This window comes from Streptomyces sp. NPDC043812 (genome assembly GCF_056436245.1).
The window spans coordinates 274,945-298,433 of sequence record NZ_JBWKCY010000005.1 but is presented as its reverse complement, the minus strand read 5'-3'; the positions used below and the strand labels follow the sequence as shown (position 1 = coordinate 298,433).

At 71.7% G+C, this 23,489-nt stretch carries 23 protein-coding genes; 6 read left to right on the top strand and 17 right to left on the bottom strand.

Going from position 1 to position 23,489, the window contains the following annotated elements; translation table 11 throughout:
- Positions 1-197 precede the first annotated feature (197 nt).
- Positions 198-380 carry a hypothetical protein gene (locus AC067Z_RS10505; RefSeq protein ID WP_215183029.1) on the bottom strand — a complete coding sequence of 61 codons (183 nt, stop codon included), beginning with the start codon at positions 378-380 and terminating at the stop codon, positions 198-200.
- Positions 381-568: 188 nt separating this feature from the next.
- Complete coding sequence (locus tag AC067Z_RS10500) at positions 569-832, bottom strand: hypothetical protein (protein WP_478789087.1); 264 nt, start codon at positions 830-832, stop codon at positions 569-571.
- 230 nt (positions 833-1,062) lie between these two features.
- On the opposite strand from AC067Z_RS10500, the gene AC067Z_RS10495 reads away from it, so the two are divergent.
- The gene (locus tag AC067Z_RS10495; RefSeq protein WP_478789086.1) at positions 1,063-2,277 is read left to right on the top strand and encodes a serine/threonine-protein kinase; all 1,215 of its coding nucleotides are present in this window, start codon (positions 1,063-1,065) and stop codon (positions 2,275-2,277) included.
- A gap of 121 nt (positions 2,278-2,398) precedes the next feature.
- On the opposite strand, the gene AC067Z_RS10490 is transcribed toward AC067Z_RS10495, so the two are convergent.
- The 9 genes from AC067Z_RS10490 to AC067Z_RS10450 form a co-directional block, all read right to left on the bottom strand.
- The gene (locus tag AC067Z_RS10490) at positions 2,399-3,211 is read right to left on the bottom strand and encodes a TrmH family RNA methyltransferase (RefSeq protein ID WP_478789085.1); all 813 of its coding nucleotides are present in this window, start codon (positions 3,209-3,211) and stop codon (positions 2,399-2,401) included.
- Positions 3,212-3,303: 92 nt separating this feature from the next.
- Positions 3,304-4,533 carry a uroporphyrinogen-III C-methyltransferase gene (gene cobA, locus AC067Z_RS10485; protein ID WP_478789084.1) on the bottom strand — a complete coding sequence of 410 codons (1,230 nt, stop codon included), beginning with the start codon at positions 4,531-4,533 and terminating at the stop codon, positions 3,304-3,306.
- Positions 4,534-4,756: 223 nt separating this feature from the next.
- Positions 4,757-8,410, bottom strand: a complete 3,654-nt coding sequence (gene cobT / locus AC067Z_RS10480; protein ID WP_478789083.1) for a nicotinate-nucleotide--dimethylbenzimidazole phosphoribosyltransferase — start codon at positions 8,408-8,410, stop codon at positions 4,757-4,759.
- 319 nt (positions 8,411-8,729) lie between these two features.
- On the bottom strand, positions 8,730-10,001 hold the full coding sequence (gene cbiE / locus AC067Z_RS10475; RefSeq protein ID WP_478789082.1) for a precorrin-6y C5,15-methyltransferase (decarboxylating) subunit CbiE: 1,272 nt from the start codon (positions 9,999-10,001) through the stop codon (positions 8,730-8,732).
- Between the two features lie 144 nt (positions 10,002-10,145).
- A complete protein-coding gene (locus AC067Z_RS10470; protein ID WP_478789081.1) occupies positions 10,146-10,787 on the bottom strand; it encodes a GNAT family N-acetyltransferase in 642 nt (213 codons plus the stop codon).
- Positions 10,788-10,951: 164 nt separating this feature from the next.
- The gene (locus AC067Z_RS10465; RefSeq protein WP_478789080.1) at positions 10,952-11,812 is read right to left on the bottom strand and encodes a MetQ/NlpA family ABC transporter substrate-binding protein; all 861 of its coding nucleotides are present in this window, start codon (positions 11,810-11,812) and stop codon (positions 10,952-10,954) included.
- A 74-nt stretch (positions 11,813-11,886) separates the two neighbouring features.
- Positions 11,887-12,558, bottom strand: coding sequence for a methionine ABC transporter permease (locus tag AC067Z_RS10460; RefSeq protein ID WP_478789079.1), 672 nt, complete (start codon positions 12,556-12,558; stop codon positions 11,887-11,889).
- A complete protein-coding gene (locus AC067Z_RS10455) occupies positions 12,555-13,613 on the bottom strand; it encodes a methionine ABC transporter ATP-binding protein (protein WP_478789078.1) in 1,059 nt (352 codons plus the stop codon). The genes AC067Z_RS10460 and AC067Z_RS10455 overlap by 4 nt, the downstream gene beginning before the upstream one ends.
- A gap of 388 nt (positions 13,614-14,001) precedes the next feature.
- A complete protein-coding gene (locus AC067Z_RS10450; RefSeq protein ID WP_478789077.1) occupies positions 14,002-14,649 on the bottom strand; it encodes an HAD family hydrolase in 648 nt (215 codons plus the stop codon).
- A gap of 87 nt (positions 14,650-14,736) precedes the next feature.
- Between AC067Z_RS10450 and AC067Z_RS10445 the strand changes: the two genes are divergently transcribed.
- On the top strand, positions 14,737-15,096 hold the full coding sequence (locus AC067Z_RS10445; RefSeq protein ID WP_478789076.1) for a hypothetical protein: 360 nt from the start codon (positions 14,737-14,739) through the stop codon (positions 15,094-15,096).
- Between the two features lie 2 nt (positions 15,097-15,098).
- On the top strand, positions 15,099-15,515 hold the full coding sequence (locus tag AC067Z_RS10440; protein WP_478789075.1) for a hypothetical protein: 417 nt from the start codon (positions 15,099-15,101) through the stop codon (positions 15,513-15,515).
- A 36-nt stretch (positions 15,516-15,551) separates the two neighbouring features.
- On the opposite strand, the gene AC067Z_RS10435 is transcribed toward AC067Z_RS10440, so the two are convergent.
- The 3 genes from AC067Z_RS10435 to AC067Z_RS10425 all read right to left on the bottom strand — a co-directional run bounded on the left by AC067Z_RS10435 (position 15,552) and on the right by AC067Z_RS10425 (position 17,941).
- Positions 15,552-16,055, bottom strand: coding sequence for a GNAT family N-acetyltransferase (locus AC067Z_RS10435; protein ID WP_478789074.1), 504 nt, complete (start codon positions 16,053-16,055; stop codon positions 15,552-15,554).
- A gap of 36 nt (positions 16,056-16,091) precedes the next feature.
- Positions 16,092-16,622: a sigma-70 RNA polymerase sigma factor region 4 domain-containing protein gene (locus tag AC067Z_RS10430; protein WP_478789073.1), complete on the bottom strand. Its 531-nt coding sequence runs from the start codon at positions 16,620-16,622 to the stop codon at positions 16,092-16,094.
- 167 nt (positions 16,623-16,789) lie between these two features.
- Entirely contained in the window at positions 16,790-17,941 is a 1,152-nt protein-coding gene (locus AC067Z_RS10425; protein ID WP_478789072.1) for a glycerophosphodiester phosphodiesterase, read from the bottom strand.
- 239 nt (positions 17,942-18,180) lie between these two features.
- On the opposite strand from AC067Z_RS10425, the gene AC067Z_RS10420 reads away from it, so the two are divergent.
- Positions 18,181-18,852, top strand: a complete 672-nt coding sequence (locus AC067Z_RS10420) for a lysophospholipid acyltransferase family protein (protein WP_478789071.1) — start codon at positions 18,181-18,183, stop codon at positions 18,850-18,852.
- A 105-nt stretch (positions 18,853-18,957) separates the two neighbouring features.
- Here AC067Z_RS10420 and AC067Z_RS10415 read toward each other — a convergent pair whose 3' ends face one another.
- Genes AC067Z_RS10415 through AC067Z_RS10405 form a run of 3 tightly spaced genes read right to left on the bottom strand, consistent with a single transcriptional unit; the run spans position 18,958 to position 22,324 of the window.
- On the bottom strand, positions 18,958-20,502 hold the full coding sequence (locus AC067Z_RS10415) for an MFS transporter (RefSeq protein ID WP_478789070.1): 1,545 nt from the start codon (positions 20,500-20,502) through the stop codon (positions 18,958-18,960).
- Complete coding sequence (locus tag AC067Z_RS10410) at positions 20,499-21,050, bottom strand: TetR/AcrR family transcriptional regulator (protein ID WP_478789069.1); 552 nt, start codon at positions 21,048-21,050, stop codon at positions 20,499-20,501. The genes AC067Z_RS10415 and AC067Z_RS10410 overlap by 4 nt, the downstream gene beginning before the upstream one ends.
- Positions 21,051-21,088: 38 nt before the next feature.
- Positions 21,089-22,324: an MFS transporter gene (locus AC067Z_RS10405; protein ID WP_478789068.1), complete on the bottom strand. Its 1,236-nt coding sequence runs from the start codon at positions 22,322-22,324 to the stop codon at positions 21,089-21,091.
- A 38-nt stretch (positions 22,325-22,362) separates the two neighbouring features.
- Here AC067Z_RS10405 and AC067Z_RS10400 point away from each other — a divergent pair, with 38 nt between their 5' ends.
- Positions 22,363-22,902 (top strand): CGNR zinc finger domain-containing protein, encoded by a 540-nt coding sequence (locus tag AC067Z_RS10400; protein ID WP_478789067.1) that lies wholly within the window; start codon positions 22,363-22,365, stop codon positions 22,900-22,902.
- Between the two features lie 71 nt (positions 22,903-22,973).
- Positions 22,974-23,480: an HAD domain-containing protein gene (locus tag AC067Z_RS10395; protein ID WP_478789066.1), complete on the top strand. Its 507-nt coding sequence runs from the start codon at positions 22,974-22,976 to the stop codon at positions 23,478-23,480.
- The last annotated feature ends 9 nt before the right edge of the window (positions 23,481-23,489 follow it).

Below are 23,489 nucleotides of genomic sequence, written 5' to 3'. Positions count from 1 at the left end.
CGTCCCGGGGTACGACGCTCACGACCCGGCAACACTCGGCAACTCCCCCGTGAACGGCCCCGCCCATGAAATGCGCGATGGCCGGTCAGCTCCCCAGCTGACCGGCCAAACGCTGCCGTCCGCCGCACCCCCGTCCCCACGGGGCTGTTGGCCGGATGTCCCCGACCCGGACCGCTCTTCCGGGCCCGGGGCGCTTGTCAGCGCCCCAGCATCACGCCCACGGACGACGCCTGTGTGACCACTGCATCCCAGCCGCCGAAGACGACCACCAGCAGTGCCGCGAGGGGAAGGACCATGGCCGTGGCCACCAGCGGGTGGCGCGTGCCGGACGGACGGACGCCGAGCCCGGCGTATGCCTTGCGCGATGCCGTGTCCGCCATGATCCTTCTCCTGTCGTGGTTGGCAGCGGCGAGTGTCTGACCTCGGGGGACGAGTGCTGCACCCGCCGCTTGACATCAACATTAGGGAAGCGGGCGCCCCGGGACGTCATGCCCGCGTACCGATTACCGGGCCTCCCGGAGGATGAGCCCTCCCCCCGTCATGTACTCCCCTGGGTGGAGACGGAGGCCTAGGACTTGGGGACATCCCGGAGGGGACGGCCGTGCTCCGCGTCGTCCTCGCGAGGGACGGGCTGTTCCACCAGGGCCAGTACGCGGGTGGCCATGAAACGGGCCGTGCGCACCACGGAGCCGGACCTGGTGACTTCGCTCACTTCGACCACCCCACGGCGCACCGCTGTCTCGACCCGGCGACCCGCCCGGCTTGCCACCACTTCGTACGTCCGGGTCGTGTCCCCCGCGTCCACCACTATCTCCACGCGGTCACCCTTCATCGATCCAATCCCCCTTCTGCGATTGACCGTTGAGATCTCGCACGATCGTGGGGAGACGGATCCGGTCTCCCCTGACCACTCCTCAAGTTTCCCACCCGGCACTGACAATCGATGCGGACGCGAGGGCGCGGCCAATGAGCGCACCGGCGCGGCGGTACGTAAGCTGTGGCACGTCAAACGGACGACCGGGCAGCGGGGTGGGGCCTCCCACCGTAGGTAGGGGACGGACAATGGCGATGATGCGGCTCCGGCGCGAGGACCCGCGTGTCGTCGGCTCGTTCAGGCTGCACCGCAGGCTCGGCGCGGGCGGTATGGGTGTCGTCTATCTGGGGTCCGACCGGCGCGGGCAGCGCGTGGCCCTGAAGGTGATCCGGCCGGACCTCGCGGAGGACCAGGAGTTCAGGTCACGGTTCGCCCGTGAGGTGTCGGCGGCACGGCGCATCCGGGGCGGCTGCACGGCCCGGCTGGTGGCCGCGGATCTGGAGGCCGAGCGGCCCTGGTTCGCCACGCAGTACGTCCCCGGCCCGTCGCTGCACGACAAGGTGGCCGAGGAGGGCGCGCTGCGTGCGGCCGACGTCGCCGCGGTCGGCGCGGCGCTCTCGGAGGGGCTCGTCGCGGTCCACGAGGCCGGGGTGGTGCACCGGGATCTGAAGCCGTCCAACATCCTGCTGTCCCCCAAGGGGCCGCGGATCATCGACTTCGGTATCGCCTGGGCGACGGGCGCGAGCACGCTCACCCACGTCGGTACGGCGGTCGGTTCCCCGGGTTTCCTCGCTCCCGAGCAGGTGCGCGGTGCGGTCGTCACGCCGGCGACCGACGTGTTCGCGCTCGGAGCCACGCTGGCGTACGCGGCGATGGGCGACTCGCCCTTCGGGCACGGCAGTTCCGAGGTGATGCTGTACCGCGTGGTGCACGAGGAACCGCATCTGCACGGCGTGCACGACGCCCTCGCGCCGCTTGTCGCCGCGTGTCTGGCGAAGGACCCCGAGGAGCGCCCGAGCACATTGCAGCTGTCGATGCGGCTCAAGGAGATCGCGGCCAGGGAGGCGCAGGGGCTGCACGAGGCCCGTCCGCCCGTCCAGCGGGAGCGGATCGAGCTGAACCGGCCGACCTCGCGGTACACGGAGCGGCGGGAACACACCACGGAGCGGGGCGAACGCGGCGAGCACACGGAGCGCCTGGAGCGGCGCACGGGCGGCACCTCGCTGCCCCGGCCGCAGTCCGCACGCACCGGTGCCGGATCACGGCCGCAGCAGCCCCGCAGTACCGGCCGCCGCACCGGCCAGCGGACGAACGGCCGCCAGGGCGGCACCAGACCCGGTACGCGGACGACGTCGACCGGACGCCGGCCCGCCAATCCGCGGCTGCTGCGTCAGCGGATCGTCGTCTTCTTCGTGGTGACCCTGATCGTGGCGCTGGGCATCGCGGCGGCCCAGCAGCTGTAGCTGCCCCGGGTGCGGACGGGCGCGGCCCGCCGTGCGGCCGGCGACGACCTGCCGAGAGCGTCGCCGGACCTGGCGGACCGGCCGTCCTCACACATCAGGCCGGCCGCGCTGTCCCCGCACGTCAGGCCGGCCGCAGCCGCGTGGCGTAGAAGGCCACGGCGGAGGCCGCGGCGACGTTCAGCGAGTCGACCCCGGCGTCCATGGGGATACGGACGTGCTCGTCGGCGGCACGGAGCGACGCAGGGGTGAGCCCCTCTCCCTCGGTGCCGAAGATCAGGGCGAGCCTCTCGTACTTCCGTGCGGCGAGCTCGTCGAGGGTGATCGCCTGCTCGCTGAGGCAGAGAGCCGCGGTCGTGAAGCCTGCCGACCGGAGCAGTTCGGCCTCTCCCGGCCACGAAGCCAGGCGCGTCCACGGAACCTGGAGCACCGCCCCCATCGACACCTTCACCGCTCTGCGGTAGAGGGGGTCGGCACAGCGGGGAGTGAGCAGGACCGCGTCCACGCCGAGCGCGGCGGCGTTCCGGAAGGCCGCACCCAGGTTGGCGTGGTCGACGATGTCCTCGAACAGTGCCACGCGGCGGGCGCCGCCGAGCAGTTCGGCCGGCTCCGGCAGCGGCTTGCGCTGCATGGAGGCGAGCGCGCCGCGATGCACGTGGTAGCCGGTGACCCGTTCGGCGAGAGCGGGGTCGACCGCGTACACGGGGGCCGGGACCTCGTCGATGACGTCGCGCATGACGTCGATCCACTTCGCCGAGAGCAGCATCGACCGCATCTCGTAACCGGCCTGCCTGGCACGGCGGATGACCTTCTCGCCCTCCGCGATGAACAGGCCCTCCGCGGGCTCCCGCCTGCGCCGCAGTTCGACGTCGGTCAGGCCCGTGTAGTCGGCCAGGCACGGGTCGTCGGGGTCGTCGACGGTGATGAGATCAGCCACAGGGTGATACTGCCTTCTCGGTGATGCGGTGCCAACGGCTCGCGCGTGGTTCTGTTACCGCTGGTTACATGATCCGTTCGGAGTTCGACGGCTCAGGCGAGGGGCGGCACGCCGACGCCCACGACATCGCCGACGACGATGACGGCCGGCGGCCGTACGTCCTGCGTCCGCGCGGTCTCGCCGACGGTGGCAAGCGTCGCGTCGACGCGACGCTGGGTGGCGGTGGTGCCCTCCTGCACCAGGGCGACCGGCGTCCCGGGGTCCTTGCCGTGGGCGACGAGCGCCTCGGCGATGGCGCCGATCTTGTCGACACCCATCAGGATCACCAGGGTGCCGGTCAGCTTGGCGAGCGACTGCCAGTCGACGAGTGAACGCGGGTCGTCCGGCGCGACATGGCCGCTGACGACGGTGAACTCGTGCGCGACCCCGCGGTGCGTGACAGGGATCCCCGCGGCCGACGGCACCGAGATGGAGCTGGAGATTCCGGGCACCACGGTGCAGGGGATGCCCGCCTCGGCCAGCGCCTGCGCCTCTTCCATGCCACGGCCGAAGACGAACGGGTCGCCGCCCTTGAGCCGTACGACGGCCTTGCCCGCCTTGGCGTGCTCGATGAGCGCGTTGTTGATGGCCTCCTGGGCCATGAAGCGGCCGTAGGGGATCTTCGCCGCGTCGATCACCTCGACGTGCGGCGGCAGTTCGTCGAGGAGGTCCCGCGGGCCGAGCCGGTCGGCGATCACGACATCGGCCTCGGCGAGGAGTCGCCGGCCGCGCACAGTGATGAGGTCCGGGTCGCCCGGGCCGCCGCCGACGAGGGCGACGAACGGGGCGCGCGTGCGGTGGTGCGGTGCGGCGAGGCTGCCGTCGCGCAGGCCCTCGACGATCGCGTCCCGCACCGCGGCGGAGCGGCGCGGGTCCCGGCCGGTGAGCACGGCGACGGTGACACCCTCGCTGCGGCCCGTCGCCGGCGTCCACGCGGTGGCCGCCTCGGCGTCGTCGCTGCGTACGCACCAGGTCTTGGTGCGCTCGGCCTCTGCGGAGGCACGCGCGTTGGCGTCGGGGTCGCTGGTGGCGACGAGGGCGTACCAGGCCTCGGCGATGTCCCCCTCCTCGTAGCGCCGCCGGGTCCAGGTGATCTCGCCGGACTCGGCCATGGCCTCCACGGAGGGCGTCGCGGAGGGCGAGACGAGGGTGACGTCGGCACCGGCCGCGACGAGCGCGGGGAGGCGGCGCTGGGCGACCTGGCCGCCGCCGATGACGACGACGCGCCGCCCGGTCAGGCGCAGTCCGACAGGGTAGGCGGGGTGCTCGGCGGGCTCGGGCATGGCGGTGCGGCTCCTCGGGAGGACGGTGCGTGGTGCGGGCCGCTGCGGCGGTGAAGCGGCTGGTGGGGGCGCTGGGGACACTGCCCAGGACCAGAGTACGGTTCCGGGGCCTCGGGCGGTTGCCGGTGTCCGGGGGGCGGGCGGCCAGGAGCCGGAGGGGCCGTGGCGAAGGGCCACGGACGGGCCGGACCCGGGACGGTCACCGCCCCGGGCCCGGATCGCGCTACTTCTCCGTGACGCCGGCCGAGTCGAACGTGGCCACCTCGTGCATCGCCCTCGCCGCGCTCTGGACGACCGGCAGCGCCAGGAGCGCGCCGGTGCCCTCGCCGAGGCGGAGGTCGAGGTCGATCAAGGGGCGTAGACCGAGCTTGTTGAGTGCCGCGACGTGACCGGGCTCGGCGCTGCGGTGGCCCGCGATGCACGCTGCCAGCGCCTCGGGGGCGACGGCGCGGGCGACCAGCGCCGCGGCGCCCGCGCTGACGCCGTCGAGCACGACCGGCGTGCGCAGGGACGCGCCGCCGAGGATGAAGCCGACCAGCGCGGCGTGCTCCAGTCCGCCGACCGCCGACAGCACGCCGATCGGGTCGGCGGGGTCAGGCCGGTGGAGTTCGAGGGCGCGGCGGACGACGTCCACCTTGCGCGCGTGCATCTCGTCGTTGATGCCGGTGCCGCGGCCGGTGATCCCGGTCGGGTCGGCGCCGGTGTAGACGCAGATGAGCGCGGCCGACGTGGTGGTGTTGGCGATGCCCATCTCGCCGGTGAGCAGGGCCTTGTTGCCGGCCGCGACGAGGTCGCGGGCGGTCTCGATGCCGACCTCGATGGCGGCGAGCACGTCTTCGCGGCTGAGCGCCGGGCCTGTCGTGAAGTCGGCCGTGCCGGCCCGGACCTTGCGGGGCAGTAGTCCGGGAGTGGCCGGCAGATCGGAGGCCACACCCACGTCGATCACGCAGACCTCGGCGCCGACCTGGTTCGCGAAGGCGTTGCACACCGCTCCGCCGCCGAGGAAGTTGGCCACCATCTGGCCGGTGACCTCCTGCGGCCAGGCGGTGACGCCCTGGGCGTGCACGCCGTGGTCGCCCGCGAAGATCGCGACGGCCGCGGGCTCCGGGATCGGCGGCGGGCACATCCGGGACAGCCCGCTGAGCTGTGCGGAGATGATCTCCAGCATGCCGAGCGCACCGGCGGGCTTGGTCATCCGCTTCTGGCGTTCCCATGCCTCGCCGAGCGCCTTGGCATCGAGCGGGCGGATGTTGGTGACGGTTTCCTGCAGGAGATCGTGCGGCTCCTCCCCGGGCAGCGCACGACGGCCGTAGGTCTCCTCGTGGACGACCCAGGAGAGCGGGCGGCGCTTGGACCAGCCGGCCTGCATCAGCTCCGGCTCGTCGGGGAACTCGTCGACGTAACCCACGCAGAGGTAGGCGACGACTTCGAGGTGGTCGGGCAGGCCGAGCGTGCGGACCATCTCGCGCTCGTCGAAGAAGCTGACCCAGCCGACGCCGAGGCCTTCGGCACGGGCGGCGAGCCACAGGTTCTCGACGGCCAGAGCGGAGGAGTACGGCGCCATCTGCGGCTGGGTGTGCCGGCCGAGGGTGTGCCGGCCGCCGCGCGTGGGGTCGGCGGTGACGACGATGTTCACCGGGGTGTCGAGGATGGCCTCGATCTTCAGTTCCTTGAACTGCTTGGCGCGGCCCTTGGGCAGCGACTTCGCGTACGCCTCGCGCTGACGCTGGGCGAGTTCGTGCATGGTGCGGCGGGTCTCGGCCGACCGGATGACGACGAAGTCCCAGGGCTGCGAGTGACCGACGCTGGGCGCGGTGTGCGCCGCTTCGAGGACGCGCAGGAGGACCTCGTGCGGGATGGGGTCGCTGCGGAAGCCGTTGCGGATGTCGCGGCGTTCGCGCATGACGCGGAGAACAGCCTCGCGTTCGGCGTCGTCGTAGCCGGGGGCGGCCGGGGCGGCGGGCTCCGGTTCGGGGGCCTCGGTCTCGGCGGGCGCGTCGGCTGCCTGCTCGGCACCGGCCGGTACGGGCTCCGGCCCGGCACCGGGGTCGACGACTTCCCCGTCGGCGGCGGGCTCCACGGGGGGCCCGACCAGCTCGGGCCCGACCAGCTCGGGCCCGGCCTCGGGCTCGGGGGCTGCTTCGGCCGTGGGGGCGGTGTCGGCCTCGGGCGCGGTGTCGGGCTCGGGCGCGACGGCGGCGAAGGCCGGCTCCGGCTGCTCCACGGGCTCGGACGCCTCGTCGGCCCCCGGTGCGGATTCCGGTGCCGTGTCCGCGAAGGCGACGGCGTCGGCGAGGGGCTGCGCGTCGGGGGCCTGCGCGGACTCGGCCGAGAGGTCGACGGGGTGCGCCGCGAACTCCGCCTCCGCGTCGGGGGCCGTCGTCGCCTCTGCCGGGGCCGTCGCCACGCCGGCATCGGTCGGCGCGGCGGGCTCCTCGCCCACGGGTGCGTCGACGCCCTGCGCCGGCGCCGCCTGGCGCGGCTCGGAGCCGCCGACACGCGGTGCGGGCACGACGGCTTCCTGCGCCGTCACGGCCGTGGCCTCGGGGGGCACTTCGGCCGTCGCGGCCGGGTCCTCGGGCACGGCCGGCTCCGGCTGGGGGACGACCGTTTCTGCGGGCATGACGGGGGTGGCCACGGGCGTCTGCTCCTGTGGCGGCTGCGGGTCCCAGGGGGCTCCGGCCTGCGGCGGGATCTCACCGAGCTGCGGTCCCGGCAGCTCGGCGGCGGGCTCCTCGCGGGGTACGTCGAGATACTCGACGCCCGTGGCCGCTGCGGCCTGCGCCTGGGCGGTACGGACAACCATCGGGTGCGGCGGGGTCCCGGCGGGACCACGGTCGGCGAGCGAGCGCACCACGCCGCTGTTGGCCTCCGGCACCGGCGGCCCCATGTGGAGCGGACGGCGCGCGGGCGGCGGTGTCGGCATGGCGGAGGTGGCCGCCGCGGGCATGCGGACGCCGTTGAGGTCGACGGATCCCGAATCCCGCCCGCCCATTTCGTGGGCGCCGGTCTCGTGGGCCACGCGCACGGCCTCGGCCGGCTGCTGGGCATGGGCCTCGGTCGGCTGCTGGGCATGGGCCTCGGTCGTTGCGACGGCCACGGCCTCCTCCGGCCCGGCGTCGACCATGACGGCGGACTGCACGTCGACCGGGTGCGCTGCGTGGGCCGCGTCCGCGGGAGCCTCGGTGGCGGCGACCGGTTCGGCCGGTGCGATGCCCGGGACGACCGACATGGTGCCCTGCACCTGCGTCAGTGGTTCCTGCACGGCGTCCTCCTGGTACGGGGCGTCCGCGGGCGGCGCCTCCTCGTACCGGATGTCCTGCACCGGCTGGGGCTGCCCCATCGACGCGTCGATGCCGGGCTCCTCGGCGAGCGGCACCTGCGCCGGAGCGTCGTGCTGCTGCGGCTCCTGGGCGTAGTGCAACCCGTCCTCCGCCGGAGCGGGCCGGGTCACCTCGACGAACTCCGGTGCCGGCACGGCCGAGGCGTCCGGTGCGGGTTCGCCCGCCGGATGGCCGCCGCCGTGGACGGCCGGAGCGGCTTGGTAGTCGTACCCCGTCGGCTGGTACTCCACCTGGAACTGGCCGCTGCCGTACTGCGGTGCGGAATCCGGGTGGCCGATCGGCTGAACCGAAACCGGCGCGGCCGCGTACTGATCGATACCGGCCTGCGCCTGTGCGGCCTGGGCCGCCGCCATCTGCTGCGGGTCGCTCCAGGCGCCCTGGGCTCCCGGCATCAGCAGGAGGTCTTCGTCCTCGGGGGCGTGCTCGGAGGGTTCGAGGTAGGTGTACGCGCCGGGGGCGGGGACGCCCGGCTGCTCCACCATGCCTGCGTTCTCCGGCAGCCCCTCGCCCGGGATCTGGCCGGTGTCAGTCATGCGTACCCCTCGCCCATCGGTTTGCTCCTTCGCCCATCGCCCGGGACGTCCGACCGGCACACCTGACGCCCGTGAACAACAACGAGCGTGTGCGCCGCGCGGCACGATCGACCCCGGACCCCAAGCATTGTCGCCGTCGTTCGCAGCCACGGCAGCAAGATCCGCCGCCGTCCGCTGTGGGCTGCGCCACGTCGCGCGACCCCCCGGTTCCGGCGTACCACAAACGGGAGCCAAAGCGGCCCCCTTTTCCGGACATTGACAAATAAAACGACGAACGCCCGGCTGCGGTACAACGATCGGCCAGCCTACCCCGCACTCCTCACAGGAGGGGGCGTGGGCCTTCCTTTCGGGCGGCCTGGGAACGTGGCCGCGGCTGCCTCCCGCAGAGCAGGAAGACGACGGTGCGTTCTCGCTCCGTCCAGTCGGCGGTGTCCAGTTCGACGGCCTGGAGCAGGGCGCATTCGACCTCGTAGCCGCCCGCCGCGAGTGCGGCTCCGATCGCCTCGGCCTCGTCGCGGGTGGAGGCGTGCGTGACGATCCGCTGCGGCCTGCGGTCGGCCACGGCGGTGACGACGGGTACTCCCCCGCCGCCGATCCGTACGACATCGGGTTCCGGCAGCCGTTCGAGTACGTGCGGGGCACGGCCCTGGACGACCTGGAGCTGCACGCCGAGACGGCGTGCCTCCTGCTCGCTGCGCAGGCACGCGTCGGGGTCGGCGTCCACGGCGATGACGGCGGCGCCGAATCCGGCGGCCTCGGCGGCGAGTGCCCCGCCGCCGGAGCCGATGTCCCACACGAGGTCGCCGATGCGGGGGCCCAGTCGCGCCAGTTGCGCGGCGCGCAGTCCGGCGTACTCGCCCTCACCGGATGCGGCGGGCCGGTCGTCGGCGGGCGGCAGCGCCCAGCCGCGCGTTTCCTGCGGGTAGCCGGGGTCGCGGCCCGCGATCCAGCCGGAGCCGGACCGGGATGCCGCGGCACCTGTGGTGCCCGCGCCGCCGATGACGATGACGACGTTGGGGTCGCGCCACACATGGTCGGCGACCTTGTCGGAGGTGAGAACGGTGACCTGTTCGCGGTCGGTGCCCAGCTCCTCGCAGATGACGAAGGTGCGGTGGACCCCGTCGAGGAGCAGGGCGAGTTCGGCGGGCCCGGCGCCCGGGGAGGTGAGGACGGCGACCTTGGTGTGTGCCCGGCACACATTCACGGCACGGCGCAGGGTCCGGCGCTGTGCGACGACGATCTGGGCGTCGTCCCAGGGCATACCGGCCCGGGCGAATGCGGTGGCCACCGAGGAGACGGCGGGTACGACCTCGACCTCGAGCCCGTGTTCCGGCGCGCGCAGGGTACGCACGACACCGAAGAGGCCGGGGTCGCCGTCGGCGAGGACGACGGCGCTGCCCCGGTGACCGGCGATGCGCCGGGCGGCGAGATCGACACTGCCGAGACGGATGCGTTCGGCGCCGGGCGGGACCTCGGGCAGAGCCAGGTGGTGGGCGGCGCCGGCCACCAGGGTCGCGGCGGACAGCGCGGACCTGGCCGCCTGGGTGAGCGGCGAACCGTCCCAGCCGATCACCGTGACCCGGTCGGCCATCTCGTCAGTCTCCTGGAGTTGTTGCAGGTCGGGGGCATGCTCGCGGATGCGCGTCGCACCGTGAGGGTACCCGTAGCGCTCGGCGGCCGGTCGGGGTGCGTCCGGTGCCCGTGCACTGCGGCTGCCGGTTTCCGGCCGCCGGCGTCAGTTCCAGTCGGTGTAGGAGGCGTAGCCGGCCTCGGCCATGCGGTCGGCCTCGAGGTCCTCGGGCAGCAGGCTCCACACGATCAGGTCGGTGCGGATCTCGGCCCAGCCGCCGTCCTCCGTCTGCGTGCGCGCTATCCAGGCGTTGCGCAGGACGCCTTCGCTGATGCAGCCGATCTTCTGGGCGACCTGCTGGGAGGCGGTGTTGTCGGCGGCGGTCCGCAGCTCCAGCCGCTCGAAGCGGCGGTCGCGGAAGAGCCATTGGGCGACCGCGAGCACGGATTCCGTGGCGTATCCCTCGCCGCGGGCCCAGGGTGCGGTGAGGTAGGACACCTCGGTGGCGAGTGTGCGCCAGTCGGTGTTCTGCAGGTGGACGACGCCGACGAGCCGCTGGGTGAGGAATTCGGTGACGGCAAGGGCGATGCCCCGGCCGGTGGTGCGTTCAGCAGGAGCGATCCTGCGCACCCAGTCCTCGGAGTCCTGCGAGGTGTAGGGGTGCGGCGCCGAGGTCCAGGCCGTGATCATTTCGTCGTTCATCATCTCGGTGTGTGCCGGGATGTCGGCGTCCTCGAAGGGGCGCAGCACCAACCGCTCCGTGCTGATGGACACGTCCGGGAAGGTGTGAGTCATGCGCTGCTCCATGCCGGGACCGTCGAGAAAAGGTCATTGCCGTGTGTGCGTCGTAGCCGTAAAGGCACAGCATGCAACATCGGCTGCGGGCTGTGCATGGCCGGGTGCAGGTACGACGCGGCCCCGCGCACCTTCGTCGGTGCGCGGGGCCGTCGTCAAGTGGCTTTGTGCCGGACCTACTTGACGGCGCCGAAGGCGGGGACGATGCCACCGGCGTACGTGTCCTCGATGTACTTCTTCACCTCGGGGGAGTTCAGGAGCTTCGCGAGCTTCTGCACGCGCGGGTCGTCCTGGCTGCCCTCCTTGACGGCGAGGAAGTTGGCGTACGGGTTGCCCTCGGCCTTCTCCAGCGCCAGGGACTCCTTGGCAGGCTTGAAGTCGGCCTCGATGGCGTAGTTGCCGTTGATGACCGCGGCGTCGACGTCGTTCAGGGCGCGGGGCAGCGTGGCGGCCTCCAACTCCTTGAACTTCAGGCCCTTGGCGTCCTCGATGTCGGAGAGCTTGGCGTCGGTGCCGGCGCCGTCCTTGAGGGTGATCAGGCCGTTGTCGGCGAGCAGCTTGAGCGCGCGGCCCTCGTTGGTGGTGTCGTTGGGGACGGCGACGGTCTGCCCGGCCTTGATGTCCTTGATGTCCTTGGACTTCTTGGAGTACAGGCCGAGCGGCTCGAGGTGGACGTTGACGACGGGGACGATCGTCGTCTTGTTCTTCTTGTTGAAGTCGTCCAGGTACGGCTTGTGCTGGAAGAAGTTGGCGTCGACCTGGCCCTGCTGGGTGGCGGTGTTCGGCAGGACGTAGTCCGTGAACTCCTTGACCTCCAGCTTGAGGCCCTCCTTGGCCGCCAGGTTGTCCTTGACGTAGCCGAGGATGTCGGCGTGCGGCGTCGGGGACGCGGCCACGACGAGCGGCTTGGACGCGTCGGCCTTGGCTCCGGAGCCGGACGCGGCGCCGGGGTCGGAGGCGGTGCCGCAGGCGGTGAGGCCGAGGGCGAGGGCGGCGGTTGCGGCGGCAGCCGCGCTGAGCTTGATGTTCTTACGCACGAAAAGTGCCTCTTTCTGGTGGTGGAACAACGCCCGGACAAGGAGTGCGGGCTGTGTGGGGAGAAAGTTCTGGGTCAGCTCGCGGTACGTCCGCGGCGGGCGAGGAGCCGTACGACTCCGTCGCCGAGGAGCTGTACGACGGTCACGATGGCGATCAGGATCACGACCGTGATGAGCATGAACTGGGTCTCGAAGCGCTGGAATCCGTAGGTGACCGCCTTGGACCCGAGGCCCTCGCCGCCCACCGCTCCGGCCATCGCCGAATAGCCGACGAGGACGATCACCGTCGTGGTGACGGCGGAGACGATCGAGGGCAGGGCCTGCGGCAGCAGCACCTTGCGGACGATGGTGGGGATCGAGCCGCCCATGGACTGCACCGCTTCGACGAGCCCGTGGTCGACCTCGCGGATCGCCGTCTCGACGAGCCGGGCGAAGAAGGGGATCGCTCCGACGGCGAGCGGCACGATCATCGCGGACGGGCCGATGAAGGTGCCGACGACGAGGGTCGTGAACGGGATCAGCGCGATCAGCAGGATGATGAACGGCAGCGAGCGGCCGATGTTCACGATCACGCCGACGACCTTGTTCACCGGCGTGTTCTGCAGCAGTCCGCCCTTGTCGGTGAGGACCAGCAGCACGCCGAGCGGCAGTCCGCCGGCGACGGTGACGAGGGTGGACCACAGCACCATGTAGAGCGTGTCGACGGTGCCCTGGGTGAGCAGGGGCTGCATCTCGGACCAGGTCACTTGGCGGCCTCCTTGACGAGCACCGGGCCCTGGGCCGGGATCACGACGGGTTCGGCGTCGACGACGTCGACCTGGAGGCCCTGCTCGCGCAGGAAGCCGACGGGGACGACGTTCTCCTCGTAGCGGCCCGGCAGTTCGATGCGCATCCGGCCGATCTGCTTGCCGCCGACGGTGTCCATGGCGGCACCGAGGATCGAGATGTCGATGTTGTACGTGCGCGAGAGCTGCGAGATCACCGGCTGGGTGGCGGCCTCGCCGTGGAAAGTGACGTCGATGACGGTGCGGTCGGGGCCGGAGGCGTCACCGCCGACGGGGAACAGTTCCTGGGCGAGCTCGGAGCCGGGGGTCGCGAGCAGTTCGCTCACCGTGCCGGATTCGATGATCTTCCCCTTCTTCATCAGGGCGGCGGAGTCGCAGATGGTCTTGACGACGTCCATCTCGTGCGTGATGAGCAGCACCGTCAGTCCCAGCTGCTGGTTGAGGTCGCGCAGCAGCTGCAGGATCGAGCGGGTCGTCTCGGGGTCGAGGGCGCTTGTCGCCTCGTCGGACAACAGCACCTTGGGGTCGCCCGCCAGCGCCCGGGCGATGCCGACGCGCTGCTTCTGTCCGCCGGAGAGCTGGCCGGGGTACGCCTTGGCCTTGTCCGCGAGCCCGACGAGGTCGAGGAGTTCGAGGGCCTTGCGGGAGCGCTCGGCGCCCGAGACGCCGAGGATCTCCAGGGGCAGCTCGATGTTGTCCTTGACGCTGCGCGAGGACAGCAGGTTGAAGTGCTGGAAGACCATGCCGATGCGGCTGCGCGCCTCGCGCAGTTCCTTCGAGGCGCGCCGGCCGCGGCCGGCGAGTGCTGTCAGATCCTGGCCGGCGACGGTGACCGTGCCGGCGGTGGGACGCTCCAGGAGATTGACGCAGCGGATGAGGGAGGACTTTCCGGCGCCGCTCTGGCCGATGACTCCGAAGACCTCACCTTCGCGGACGTGCAGGTCGACGCCGTCCAGGGCGGTGACGTCGCGGCCTCGCGACGAGTAGACCTTGGTCAGGCCCGTAGTGGTGATCACAGGGTTTCCGTCACTGTCGAGTGCACGGCGCGGTGTCCGCCGGGCACGGGGCATTTCGGTTCAGACAGTCGTCTGCGGGCACGGCTGATTCGGCCGGCGGCCGGGGCAACGCGTGCGCGGGGCAGACTCGGTCCGATGCGTTCTCCGTGAACTCCGGGGACGATCGGACGCGGCGCGGCTGTCGGACTCGCTTCGGGGCGCGAGCCTCAGGCAGGGACCCTCAGAAGGCGCACATTCGACACATACAACGAGCACCGGGCGTCGTGATCGCCTCGGTCGCAAGGGTGCGGCTGCTCGTCGTGGTCATGGCTGCAAGTAAAGCAGAAAGGCGGATGAACGAATCAAGCGTGTCCGGTATACGGACTCGCTTGTCGCACTATGTGGACACCTAGGGTCGAGCAGTGATCATGACACCGTCCGCCGTCACCTGCACGGACACGGCGGAGAGGTCGGTGACGACCACGTCCGCGTCCAGCTCCTCGGCGCGGTGCGTTGTGGCCAAGGCCACGGTGCGCATACCCGCCGCGCGCCCGGAGGCGAGTCCCGCCGGGGCGTCCTCGAACACCACGCAACGGGCCGGGTCCACGCCGAGCCGCCGCGCGGCGAGGAGGTACGGCTCGGGGTCCGGCTTTCCGCGCGTGATGTCATCGGCGGCGATCGTCATCTTGGGCGTGATGCCGACCTCCTCGAGCCGGGCCTCGGCCAGCCGCCTGGTCGCGGAGGTCACGACGGCCCATCGCTCGGGCGGCAGCGCGGCCAGCAGGGCACGGGTCCCGGGCAGTGCCACCACTCCCCCGGCGACGTCCCCGACCTCCAGGTCCTCGATGCGGGCGAGCGCCTCGGGCACCACGTCGGCGGGCAGCAGATCGGCGGCTATCTCGACGGCGGGGCGACCGTGCAGGCCCACGCGGGCGAAGTCCTCCGCCGTGATTCCGTACTCGTGCGCCCACTTCGTCCAGCAGCGGTTCACCGACTCCATGGAGGAGACGAGGGTTCCGTCGTTGTCAAACAGCAGGGCTTCGGCGTGGATCTCCATGGCATCGACCATACGGGCCGAGCCGCGACGCCTGTGCCGCCGGGGGCGCGCGCATCGCGCCCTGTGGCCCGTAATACTCTCGAGTCCATGCTCGACGCCCTGACGATCGCGGTCGCCGTGACCGCGCTCGCCCTTGCCGCATGGTGCGGCTTCGCCGCCTTCCGCGATCAGCCGACCAAGGACTGGCACTTCATCGGCATGGCCGTGGTGTCCGTCCTGGCGTTGGCCCAGCTGATCGTCGGCATCGTCCAGCTGGCGCGCGGCGAGAAGGCCGACGAGGGCACCGCGATCTTCCTGTCGTATCTGATCGGCTCCGCGCTCGCCGTGCCGGCGGCCGGCTTCCTGTCACTGGCCGAGCGGACCCGCTGGGGTTCGGCGACCGTGGCGGCCGGCGCCGTGGTGCTCGCCGTGCTCGAAGTCCGGCTCTACGACATCTGGGGAGGCTGACGATGGCCGAGCCCACCACAAAGGCGGAGCGCACCAAGCTGGTCGCGGGCCCGGGTCTGCTGCTCGTCTGGCTCTACGGGGTGATGTCGGTCGGCGCCGTGTCGCGCTCGGTCTACCAGATCCTGACCGACTTCGACAGCGCGCCGTTGGCCCATGTGCTCTCCGCCGTCGCGGCCGTGGTCTACGCGTTCATCACGTACACCCTGGTGCGTGGGGGCGAGACGGCCCGCAAGGCGGCGCTGGTGTGCTGCGCCGCCGAGCTGGCGGGCGTGCTGGTCGTCGGGACCTGGACGGTGGTGGATCCGTCCGCGTTCCCCGACTCGACGGTGTGGTCCGACTACGGAATGGGCTACATCTTCATCCCGGTGCTGCTGCCCGTCACCGGAATGCTCTGGCTGCGGCGCTCGCGCACCGCCTGAGGGTTCGTCGGACGCCGACGGCTCAGGCGGCGCGCCTCACGCACTGGCGGCGAGCGCTCCCGGTGCCGTCTCCTTCTGCAGGGTGACCAGCGTGAGACGCGGGCCGAGCTGCTCGGTGGAGACGGGCACATATCCGCGGCTGCGGTAGAGACGCAGATTGCTCTCGCTGCGGTGACCGGTGAACAGCTGGAAGCGCTTGGTGCTCGCGTCGCCCGCGAACCGCGCCTCGATCGCGTCGAGCAGCCGGCCGCCGAGGCCGTGGCGCTGCATCCGCGGGTGGACGATGAGCTTGGCGATCCTGGCGGTACCGCTCTCGTCGACACGGCCGCGGACGGAGGCGACCACCTCGTCCCCGAGCCGGGCGACGAGCGCATGCCCCTGGGAGAGTTCGTCACGAAGGTCGGCCAGGGACTGGGTCAGGGGCTCGATCCCGTAGTCGCTGTAGAGCTCGGCCTCGGTCTGGTAGCACAGATACTGAAGCTTGAGGATGTGCTCCGCATCGTGCTCAGCCGCCGCTGAGATGGTCACGCTCATGCCCATGTGCGCATGCCTCCCGCTCACCTGTCCGCCGGTTGTCTACCGCTCCTTTCCCCGATGTTCAGGAGCCGCAACCTCTGCCGCGAGCATTCTGCGCAGGCATCCCAGGCATCGGGAACGTGTCGGCCCCAGACTCCCCTGTGAGATTCCCAACGTCCCTGCGATTTCTCGGTAGGTGGGGTCCTCCGGCGACAACATCGCAGTCAGCAGACGCGGGCAGTTCCCGGGGGTGCGGGCGACGGCGGCGTGCAGGGTGCGACGGCGCTCGGCCCTGAGCGCGGCGCGCTCGGGGCCGCCCGCCGGATCGGCGGGCTCGTTCCCGTAGGGCAGTTCCCGGGCGGCCGTGCGGCGGGCGCGACGGGCCTCGGCCCGCACCGCGGCCTTGACCCAGCGCGCCGCGTCCGGCGGCGGTCCGTCGTCGTCGAGGCGCTCCAGCAGCCGTACCCAGACGGCCTGTTCGAGGTCACCCGCCTCGACGGCGGTGCCGGGCGCCTCCGCGGTGGCCTCGGCGCTGACGAGGGCACCGAGCGTGCTGACGACATGGGCGGGGGTTTCATCGACAACGGTCATGCCCGGCCTGACGAACGGACGGCGGGCGGCGGTTTCCCCTCGCGGGTGCTGTCACCCGTACGGGCTTCGACAGCCGGTGCGCACCCCGTGCCGGCCGGTGTCCGCCGTCAACCGCCCCGGACGCGGTCCGCGGGGCCGGAGCGGGCCCCGCAGACATCCGGAGCGCCTCAGGCGTGGAAGTCCGCCACCGCCAGCAGGCCGGTGTCGGGATTGTCGGTGAAGATTCCGTCGATACCCGTCGCGAGGTACGCCTTGTACGCGCCGAAGACGTCGCCGTACGCGTTCGGGTCGGTCCCGCGGCGGAAGTCCGCGGGCAGGAAGGTGTTCTCGTTGCGCATCGTGTAGGGGTGCAGGATCAGGCCCTTGGCGTGGGCGTCCTTCACGAGCGTGGTCGGCTCGGTGAGCCGGCCGTCCGCGTCCTTGGGGATGACCAGGTCCAGGAGCGGGCCGATGCCCTGGGCGAATCCTGCGATCCACTTCAGGCCCTCGGGGGTGACCAGATCCGCGACCGTGCGCGGGTCGCCGGACTCGCGGAAGTCCCACGGGCGGTCGTCGGGGGTCCACAGCAGGACCACGCGCGGGGTGCCGACGAGGCGGGACATGCGCTGCATGCTGGTCGGCTCGAAGGACTGGAGGAACGTCGGGGAGTCGGCGCGGTGCCGGCCGTAACGGCGCAGCAGCTTCGCCAGGCGCTCCTCCAGGCCGAGCCCGATGCCGCGGAAGTACGTGGGGTGCTTGGTCTCGACGTGCAGCCACACCGGGTGGCCACGGCGTCGGCCCTCCTTGTCCGCCCAACGCAGCACCTCCTCGAAGGTGGGCACCGCCCAGCGGCCGTCGTAGAGGGTGTTCTCCTGGCGGGGGCCCGGGATGCGCTCCTTGGCGCGCAGTGTCTTCAGCTCCGCGAGCGTGAAGTCCTCGGTGAACCAGCCGGTGAGGCTGACGCCGTCGACCGACTTGGTCGTCCTGCGCGAGGCGAACTCGGGGTGCTCGGCGACATCGGTCGTGCCGGTGATGTCGTTCTCGTGACGGCATACGAGATGGCCGTCCTTGGTCGGCACCAAGTCCTGCTCGACGACGTGCGCGCCCATGTCGAGGGCGAACTGGTAGGCGCCGAGCGTGTGCTCGGGCCGGTAGCCGCTGGCGCCGCGGTGGGCGATCACGGTGGGCACGGGCAGACCCCTGTACGACGGGCCGCCGCCCTTGCCACCGGCGGCCTGCGCGGTACCGGCAGCAACGCCGACACCGAGGGCGGCCGTGCCGAGAACCGCTGCTCCCAAGACCTTCCGGCGCGCCGGACCGCTGCTCGCACCCTGTGTCATGAAACGTTCCTCCATGTGATGTCCCGCACCTGTCGAACGACGCCTGATCGTAGGCAGCTACGCCTTACCTACGGCAGACCCTGCACGAACGCAGTGAAAACACGGGTCAACACTGCGTATCTCCTGCGTGAACCCGATGTGCGATCAGGTGTGACCCGCGAGTATCGTCCTCACCTGCACAGACTCCTGAATGAACTGCACCGGCCATCACCGTCCCGTTCCCTGACACGGAGGACCCGTTGTCCCGCTTGACGCTCATCAAGGCAGTGCTCGGGCCGACCCTGCGCCTGATGTTCCGCCCCCGCGTGGAAGGCGCCGAGAGCATCCCGGGGACGGGACCGGTGATCCTCGCCGGGAACCACCTCACGTTCATCGACTCGATGATCCTTCCGCTGGTCACCGACCGGCCGGTGTTCTTCATCGGCAAGGACGAGTACGTCACCGGCAAGGGCATCAAGGGCCGCGCCATGGCCTGGTTCTTCACCGGCGTCGGCATGATCCCGGTCAACCGTGACGGCGCCAACGGCGGCGTGGCGGCGCTGATGACCGGCCAGGGGGTGCTGGAGGAGGGCAAGGTCTTCGGCATCTACCCCGAGGGCACCCGCTCCCCCGACGGCCGTCTCTACCGGGGCCGTACAGGCATCGCGCGCCTCACCCTGATGACGGGAGCGCCGGTGGTCCCGTTCGCGATGATCGGCACGGACAAGCTCCAGCCGGGCGGCGCGGGACTGCCGCGACCGGGCCGTGTGACGGTCCGCTTCGGCGAGCCGATGGAGTTCTCCCGCTACGAGGGCATGGACCGCGACCGCTATGTGCTGCGGGCGGTCACGGACTCGGTGATGGCGGAGGTCATGCGGCTGTCGGGACAGGAGTATGTGGACATGTACGCGACGAAGGCCAAGGCGGCGTGAGCAGCGCCGGGGCGCCGCCCCGGCAGCCTGGAACGCCGGACGGGCCGGCTTCCCCGCGGGGAAGCCGGCCCGTCCGGCGTTCGGGGCCACTCCCCTGGCGTCCCGTCAGTGCTCGATGCCGTCCGCCAGCTTCTGGCCGCGCAGCAGGAACCACGCCGCGACTGCCGTGGCCAGCAGCACCGACGCACCCACACCCGCAGCGAACTGCAGGCCGTCGGTGAACGCGTGCTGCGCCGCGGTCACCAGCGCCGCGCCCTGCTCCTGAGGCAGCCCGGCCGCCGCCTCCGCCGCGCCGCCCAGCGACTCGTGCGCGGCCGATGCCGTCTCGGCCGGGACGCCGGACGGGGTGGCGAAGCCCCGGTAGACGCCGGTCACGATGGAGCCGAGGAGCGCGATGCCGAGGGCCGCGCCCAGTTCGTACGCGGTCTCGGAGACCGCAGACGCCGCGCCGGCCTGCTCCTTCGGGACGCTGGAGAGGATCACGTCCGCGGTGACCGTGAACGAGAAGCCCGCACCCGCGCCGACGATCAGCAGGGCGGCACCGAGCAGCGGATAGCCGGTGGACCCGTCGATCAGCGTGAGTGTGGCGAGCGCCAGGCCGACTGCGGCGAGACCGCCGGCGACCACGGAACGCACCGAGAAGCGCCGGGCGAAGGAGCCCGCGACCAGACCGGTGGCCACCGCCCCGATCGCGGCGGGGAGTTCGGCGAGACCGGCCTCGAACGGCTGCATGCCCTGGACCAGTTGCAGGAACTGGGACAGGAAGAACACCAGCCCGGACAGGCCGAGGATGGTCAGCAGATCGGCGAGGACCGCTCCGGAGAACCCGCGGTGCCGGAACAGCCGCATGTCCAGCAGCGGCGCCTTCAGCGTGAGCTGCCTGCGCACGAATCCGTACAGCGCGACGGCGCCGATCAGTGCGGCGGCGCCCGCCTCCCAGCTCGGTCCGTGGCTCGCCGCCTCCTTGATGGCGTACACGACGCCGACCATGCCGACGAGCGACAAGACGACGCTGACGAGGTCCCACGGGCCGGCGACCGGGTTCTTCGACTCGGGCAGCAGTTTGATGCCGACGAGGACCAGGACCGCCATCACCGGCAGGTTGATCAGGAAGACGGAGCCCCACCAGAAGTGCTCGAGCAGGAAGCCGCCGACCACGGGCCCGACGGCGGCACCGGCGGACGCCATGGCACCCCAGATGCCGATGGCGAGGCTGCGCTCCTTGGGGTCGTGGAAGATGTTGCGGATCAGGGCGAGCGTGGACGGCATCAGGGTGGCACCCGCGACACCGAGCAGCGCCCTGGCGAGGATCATCATCTCTGGGGTGGTGGCGTACGCGTTGAGCACGGACACCGCGCCGAACGCGATGGCACCGACGAGCAGCAGCTTCTTGCGGCCGATGCGGTCGCCGAGGCTGCCCATCGACACGAGAAGGCCGGCGATGACGAACGAGTACACGTCGCCGATCCACAGCAGCTGGTTGCCGGTCGGCTCGAGGTCCTCGCTGAGGAACGGGGTCGCGAGGGCGAGCACGGTGGCGTCGACCGCGACCAGCAGAACGGCCAGGACCAGTACGGCGAGCGCCAGCCACCGCCCCGGGCGGTACACGGTCTCGTCCGCCCTGGTCACGGTCCGGATGGTGCTGCTCATTTCTCCACACTCCGTCGAGCGCCGCCGAGCAGCAGCTCGGCGGTCATGAACTGGAAGTCCTTCTTGGCGACCCGGCCGTCCATGACGGCCCAGGCGCAGGAACCGATCAGCGCGTACAGCGCCTCGGTCAGCCACACGGGGCTGAGGTCGATACGGAATTCGCCCTGGGTCTGGCCTCGCCGGAACAGATCGGAGACACGGGCGTCGAGCCGGGACCAGCCCACGTTGATCTGGTCGCCCTCGAACAGCTGGTTCTCCGTGTAGAGGAAGGCCAGCAGGTCGGCCGCGGGCTCCATCTCGGTGATCAGCCGGCGCAACGCCTCGTCCGCGCCGTCCTCTTCGAGGCGGGCCCGGTCCAGGGCGGCCTCGAACTCCTGGATGCCCAGCGCTTCGAGGGCCCGGACGAGCGCGTCCCGGCCCGCGAAGTGGCGGTGCAGGGTGGCGCGGCCGATGCCTGCGGCCCGGGCGACCTCGTCCATGGTGGCGGTCGACTTCCGGGACAGCAGGGCGGCGGCGGTGCGCAGCACCTGTTCACGATCCATGGCCATGAGACGAGCATAGCCCACATGAGACAGTGATGTCTCATTCAATGCATGGGCGTCCCACTCCGTGGGTCCGGCACGCTCTGCACCGCACCTCCCGTCGCGATCCTCCGCGGGCGCAGGGCAGCGCTGCTCAGGGCGGCGACGACCTCGATCGCCGCCGCCGTCAGGAGTGCGCCTGACAGCGAGTGGGCAGCGAGCGGCCCCGCGATTCCGGCGCCGAGCGCGAACCCGGTGAGCTTGAGACTTGCGCCCGTCGTGAAGACCTGCGCCCGCAGCCTCTCGGGCGCCTCCCTGTGGCGCACGGCGAACAGGGCGGTCAATCGGGGCCCTTCGCCGATGCCGACCAGCACGACGGCCACGGCGAGCGCGGCGGGATCTGCGGTGGCGGCGAGCACGAGGGCGAAGGCGAGGACGAGCGCACCCGCCCACAGGACGGTGTCCGGCCGCAGCGCAGCGGACCGCCGGGCGTACACGGCGTTGGCGGCGAGGGCAGTGACCGCGATGCCGGCGAGCAACAGGGGGCCGCGGTCCGTGTCCCCGAACGCCGCCGCGGCGAGGAGAGGCGTCGCGGCGACGAGCATGCCCTCGCCGACGCACGAGATCACCGAGGTGACGGTCGCCCGGGCCAGCGGCCGGATGCGGAACAGGGCGCCGAAGCCCGCGGCGAGGTCGGCCCGGACTGTGGGCCGCGGGGATCGCGCGTGCGCGGCGGGGCGGCCGACGCGGGGCAGGGCCCAGGCCGACGGCAGGGCGAGGCACACCAGCACGGCGGAGACGACGACCCCGGCGGGTGCACCCGCGGCTGCGGCGACGACCCCGGCCAGCGCGGGACCGGCCAGGCTCGCGGCGTTGAAGGTCATCGCATCGAAGGCGGTCGCACGGGCGAGCCGCTCCGCGGGGACCAGACGCGGCAACTGTGCCGTCCAGCCGCCGGACAGCGCGGGCCCCAGCAGCCCGGCGCCCGCGGCGACGACCCCGGTCGCCACGAGGGGCAGCCGCCCGAGGCTCAGGACGATCACGGCCAGACCCGCCCCGTACAGGGCGAGCGCGAGCGCGAGCAGCCTCCCGGGCGCCGGGGAACGGTCCAGCAGTACGCCGAAGAGCGGGCCGCCGACGGCAGCCGAGATCATCAGGGCCGCCAGCAGAGTCGATCCCACCGCCGCCGACCCTGTGACGGCGAGTCCCGCGAGCAGCAGCGCGGGGCCGGACATCTCGTCGCCGGTGCGGGCGACGGCGGCCCCGCAGACGTACCGCAGCAGTGCGTACCGGTTGTTCATCCGGCCGACGCTACGCAGGTAACTCAAAACCTCACCAGATGCGTTACATTCTCCCTGTGCTGTCGAACCGGGCCCAGCGCACGGCCGCGCTCGTCAACGCCCTGGACTCCGGGTCCGATCCGGATGCCCGGCACGTCGAGCGTGTGCTGCGCGAGTACGGCGAAACCGGCCGCATCGAGTTGTCGGCAACGGATCTCGCCGAGATGCGGGAGTCCGCACGCCTGCTGCGCGAGGTGTACGGAGCCGAGGACCTCGACCGCGCCGTGTCGGCTCTGAACCGCCTGCTGGCACTGAACGCAGGCACGCTGCGCCTCACCTCGCACGGCGGCACCACCGACATCCACCCCCACCTGGACCGCGACGACGACGCGCCCTGGGGCGAGTGGTTCCTCGCCTCGTCCTGCCTGGCCCTGACGGTCCTGATCTGGAACCGGCAACGCCCGCCGGGCGGAATCTGCGCCTCGTCGGGCTGCCGGAACGTCTTCACGGCGGTCGGCAGCGGCCCGAAGCAGCGCTACTGCTCACGCCGATGTGCGACCCGCGAACGCGTGGCGGCCCACCGGCGCGCCCGCGCCTGACCCGAGCACCCCTGACACCGAGCAAGCCTGAGACCGGGCAGATCTGACACCGTGCAAGGAGACAACGCCCCGTGAAACCCATGCTGTTGATCGACGTCGACGGCCCGCTCAACCCCTATGCCGCCAAAGCACAGCGCAGACCGGAGGGATACACCACGCACCGGATGCGCCCGACGGGCTGGACGGACGGCAAACCATTGCGCGTGTGGCTCAACCCCGGGCACGGCACCGAGCTGATGGCGCTCGCCGAGTGGTACGACCTGGTGTGGGCGACCACCTGGAAGGGTGAGGCGAACACCTGGATAGGCCCTCGACTGGGGCTTCCCGAGCTGCCGTTCATCGACTGGCCGCAGATGCACGGACGGGCGCCCCGCGGCACGTTCTGGAAGACGCAGTACATCCTCCGGTACGCGCCGGGGCGCCCGTTCGCGTGGATCGACGACGACATCACACCGTTCGACCACGAGTACGTGGAGCAGAACCACCTCGCCGCCGCTCTCCTCCTGCGCATCGACGAGCGGGTCGGGCTGACCCGGCCGGACTTCGACACGCTGGCGGACTGGGCGGCGGCGCTGTAGCCGCCGGTT

Excerpts from the sequence above, each read along its gene's own strand:
- cbiE (WP_478789082.1), bottom strand. The coding sequence starts at position 10,001 with ATGGCCGACCGGGTCACGGTGATCGGCTGGGACGGTTCGCCGCTCACC.
- AC067Z_RS10505 (WP_215183029.1), bottom strand. The coding sequence starts at position 380 with ATGGCGGACACGGCATCGCGCAAGGCATACGCCGGGCTCGGCGTCCGT.
- AC067Z_RS10435 (WP_478789074.1), bottom strand. The coding sequence starts at position 16,055 with ATGGGCATGAGCGTGACCATCTCAGCGGCGGCTGAGCACGATGCGGAG.
- AC067Z_RS10495 (WP_478789086.1), top strand. The coding sequence starts at position 1,063 with ATGGCGATGATGCGGCTCCGGCGCGAGGACCCGCGTGTCGTCGGCTCG.
- AC067Z_RS10410 (WP_478789069.1), bottom strand. The coding sequence starts at position 21,050 with ATGGCCATGGATCGTGAACAGGTGCTGCGCACCGCCGCCGCCCTGCTG.
- AC067Z_RS10470 (WP_478789081.1), bottom strand. The coding sequence starts at position 10,787 with ATGGAGCAGCGCATGACTCACACCTTCCCGGACGTGTCCATCAGCACG.
- AC067Z_RS10445 (WP_478789076.1), top strand. The coding sequence starts at position 14,737 with ATGCTCGACGCCCTGACGATCGCGGTCGCCGTGACCGCGCTCGCCCTT.
- AC067Z_RS10425 (WP_478789072.1), bottom strand. The coding sequence starts at position 17,941 with ATGACACAGGGTGCGAGCAGCGGTCCGGCGCGCCGGAAGGTCTTGGGA.
- cobA (WP_478789084.1), bottom strand. The coding sequence starts at position 4,533 with ATGCCCGAGCCCGCCGAGCACCCCGCCTACCCTGTCGGACTGCGCCTG.
- AC067Z_RS10430 (WP_478789073.1), bottom strand. The coding sequence starts at position 16,622 with ATGACCGTTGTCGATGAAACCCCCGCCCATGTCGTCAGCACGCTCGGT.
- AC067Z_RS10415 (WP_478789070.1), bottom strand. The coding sequence starts at position 20,502 with ATGAGCAGCACCATCCGGACCGTGACCAGGGCGGACGAGACCGTGTAC.
- AC067Z_RS10440 (WP_478789075.1), top strand. The coding sequence starts at position 15,099 with ATGGCCGAGCCCACCACAAAGGCGGAGCGCACCAAGCTGGTCGCGGGC.
- cobT (WP_478789083.1), bottom strand. The coding sequence starts at position 8,410 with ATGACTGACACCGGCCAGATCCCGGGCGAGGGGCTGCCGGAGAACGCA.
- AC067Z_RS10405 (WP_478789068.1), bottom strand. The coding sequence starts at position 22,324 with ATGAACAACCGGTACGCACTGCTGCGGTACGTCTGCGGGGCCGCCGTC.
- AC067Z_RS10400 (WP_478789067.1), top strand. The coding sequence starts at position 22,363 with ATGCGTTACATTCTCCCTGTGCTGTCGAACCGGGCCCAGCGCACGGCC.
- AC067Z_RS10450 (WP_478789077.1), bottom strand. The coding sequence starts at position 14,649 with ATGGAGATCCACGCCGAAGCCCTGCTGTTTGACAACGACGGAACCCTC.
- AC067Z_RS10500 (WP_478789087.1), bottom strand. The coding sequence starts at position 832 with ATGAAGGGTGACCGCGTGGAGATAGTGGTGGACGCGGGGGACACGACC.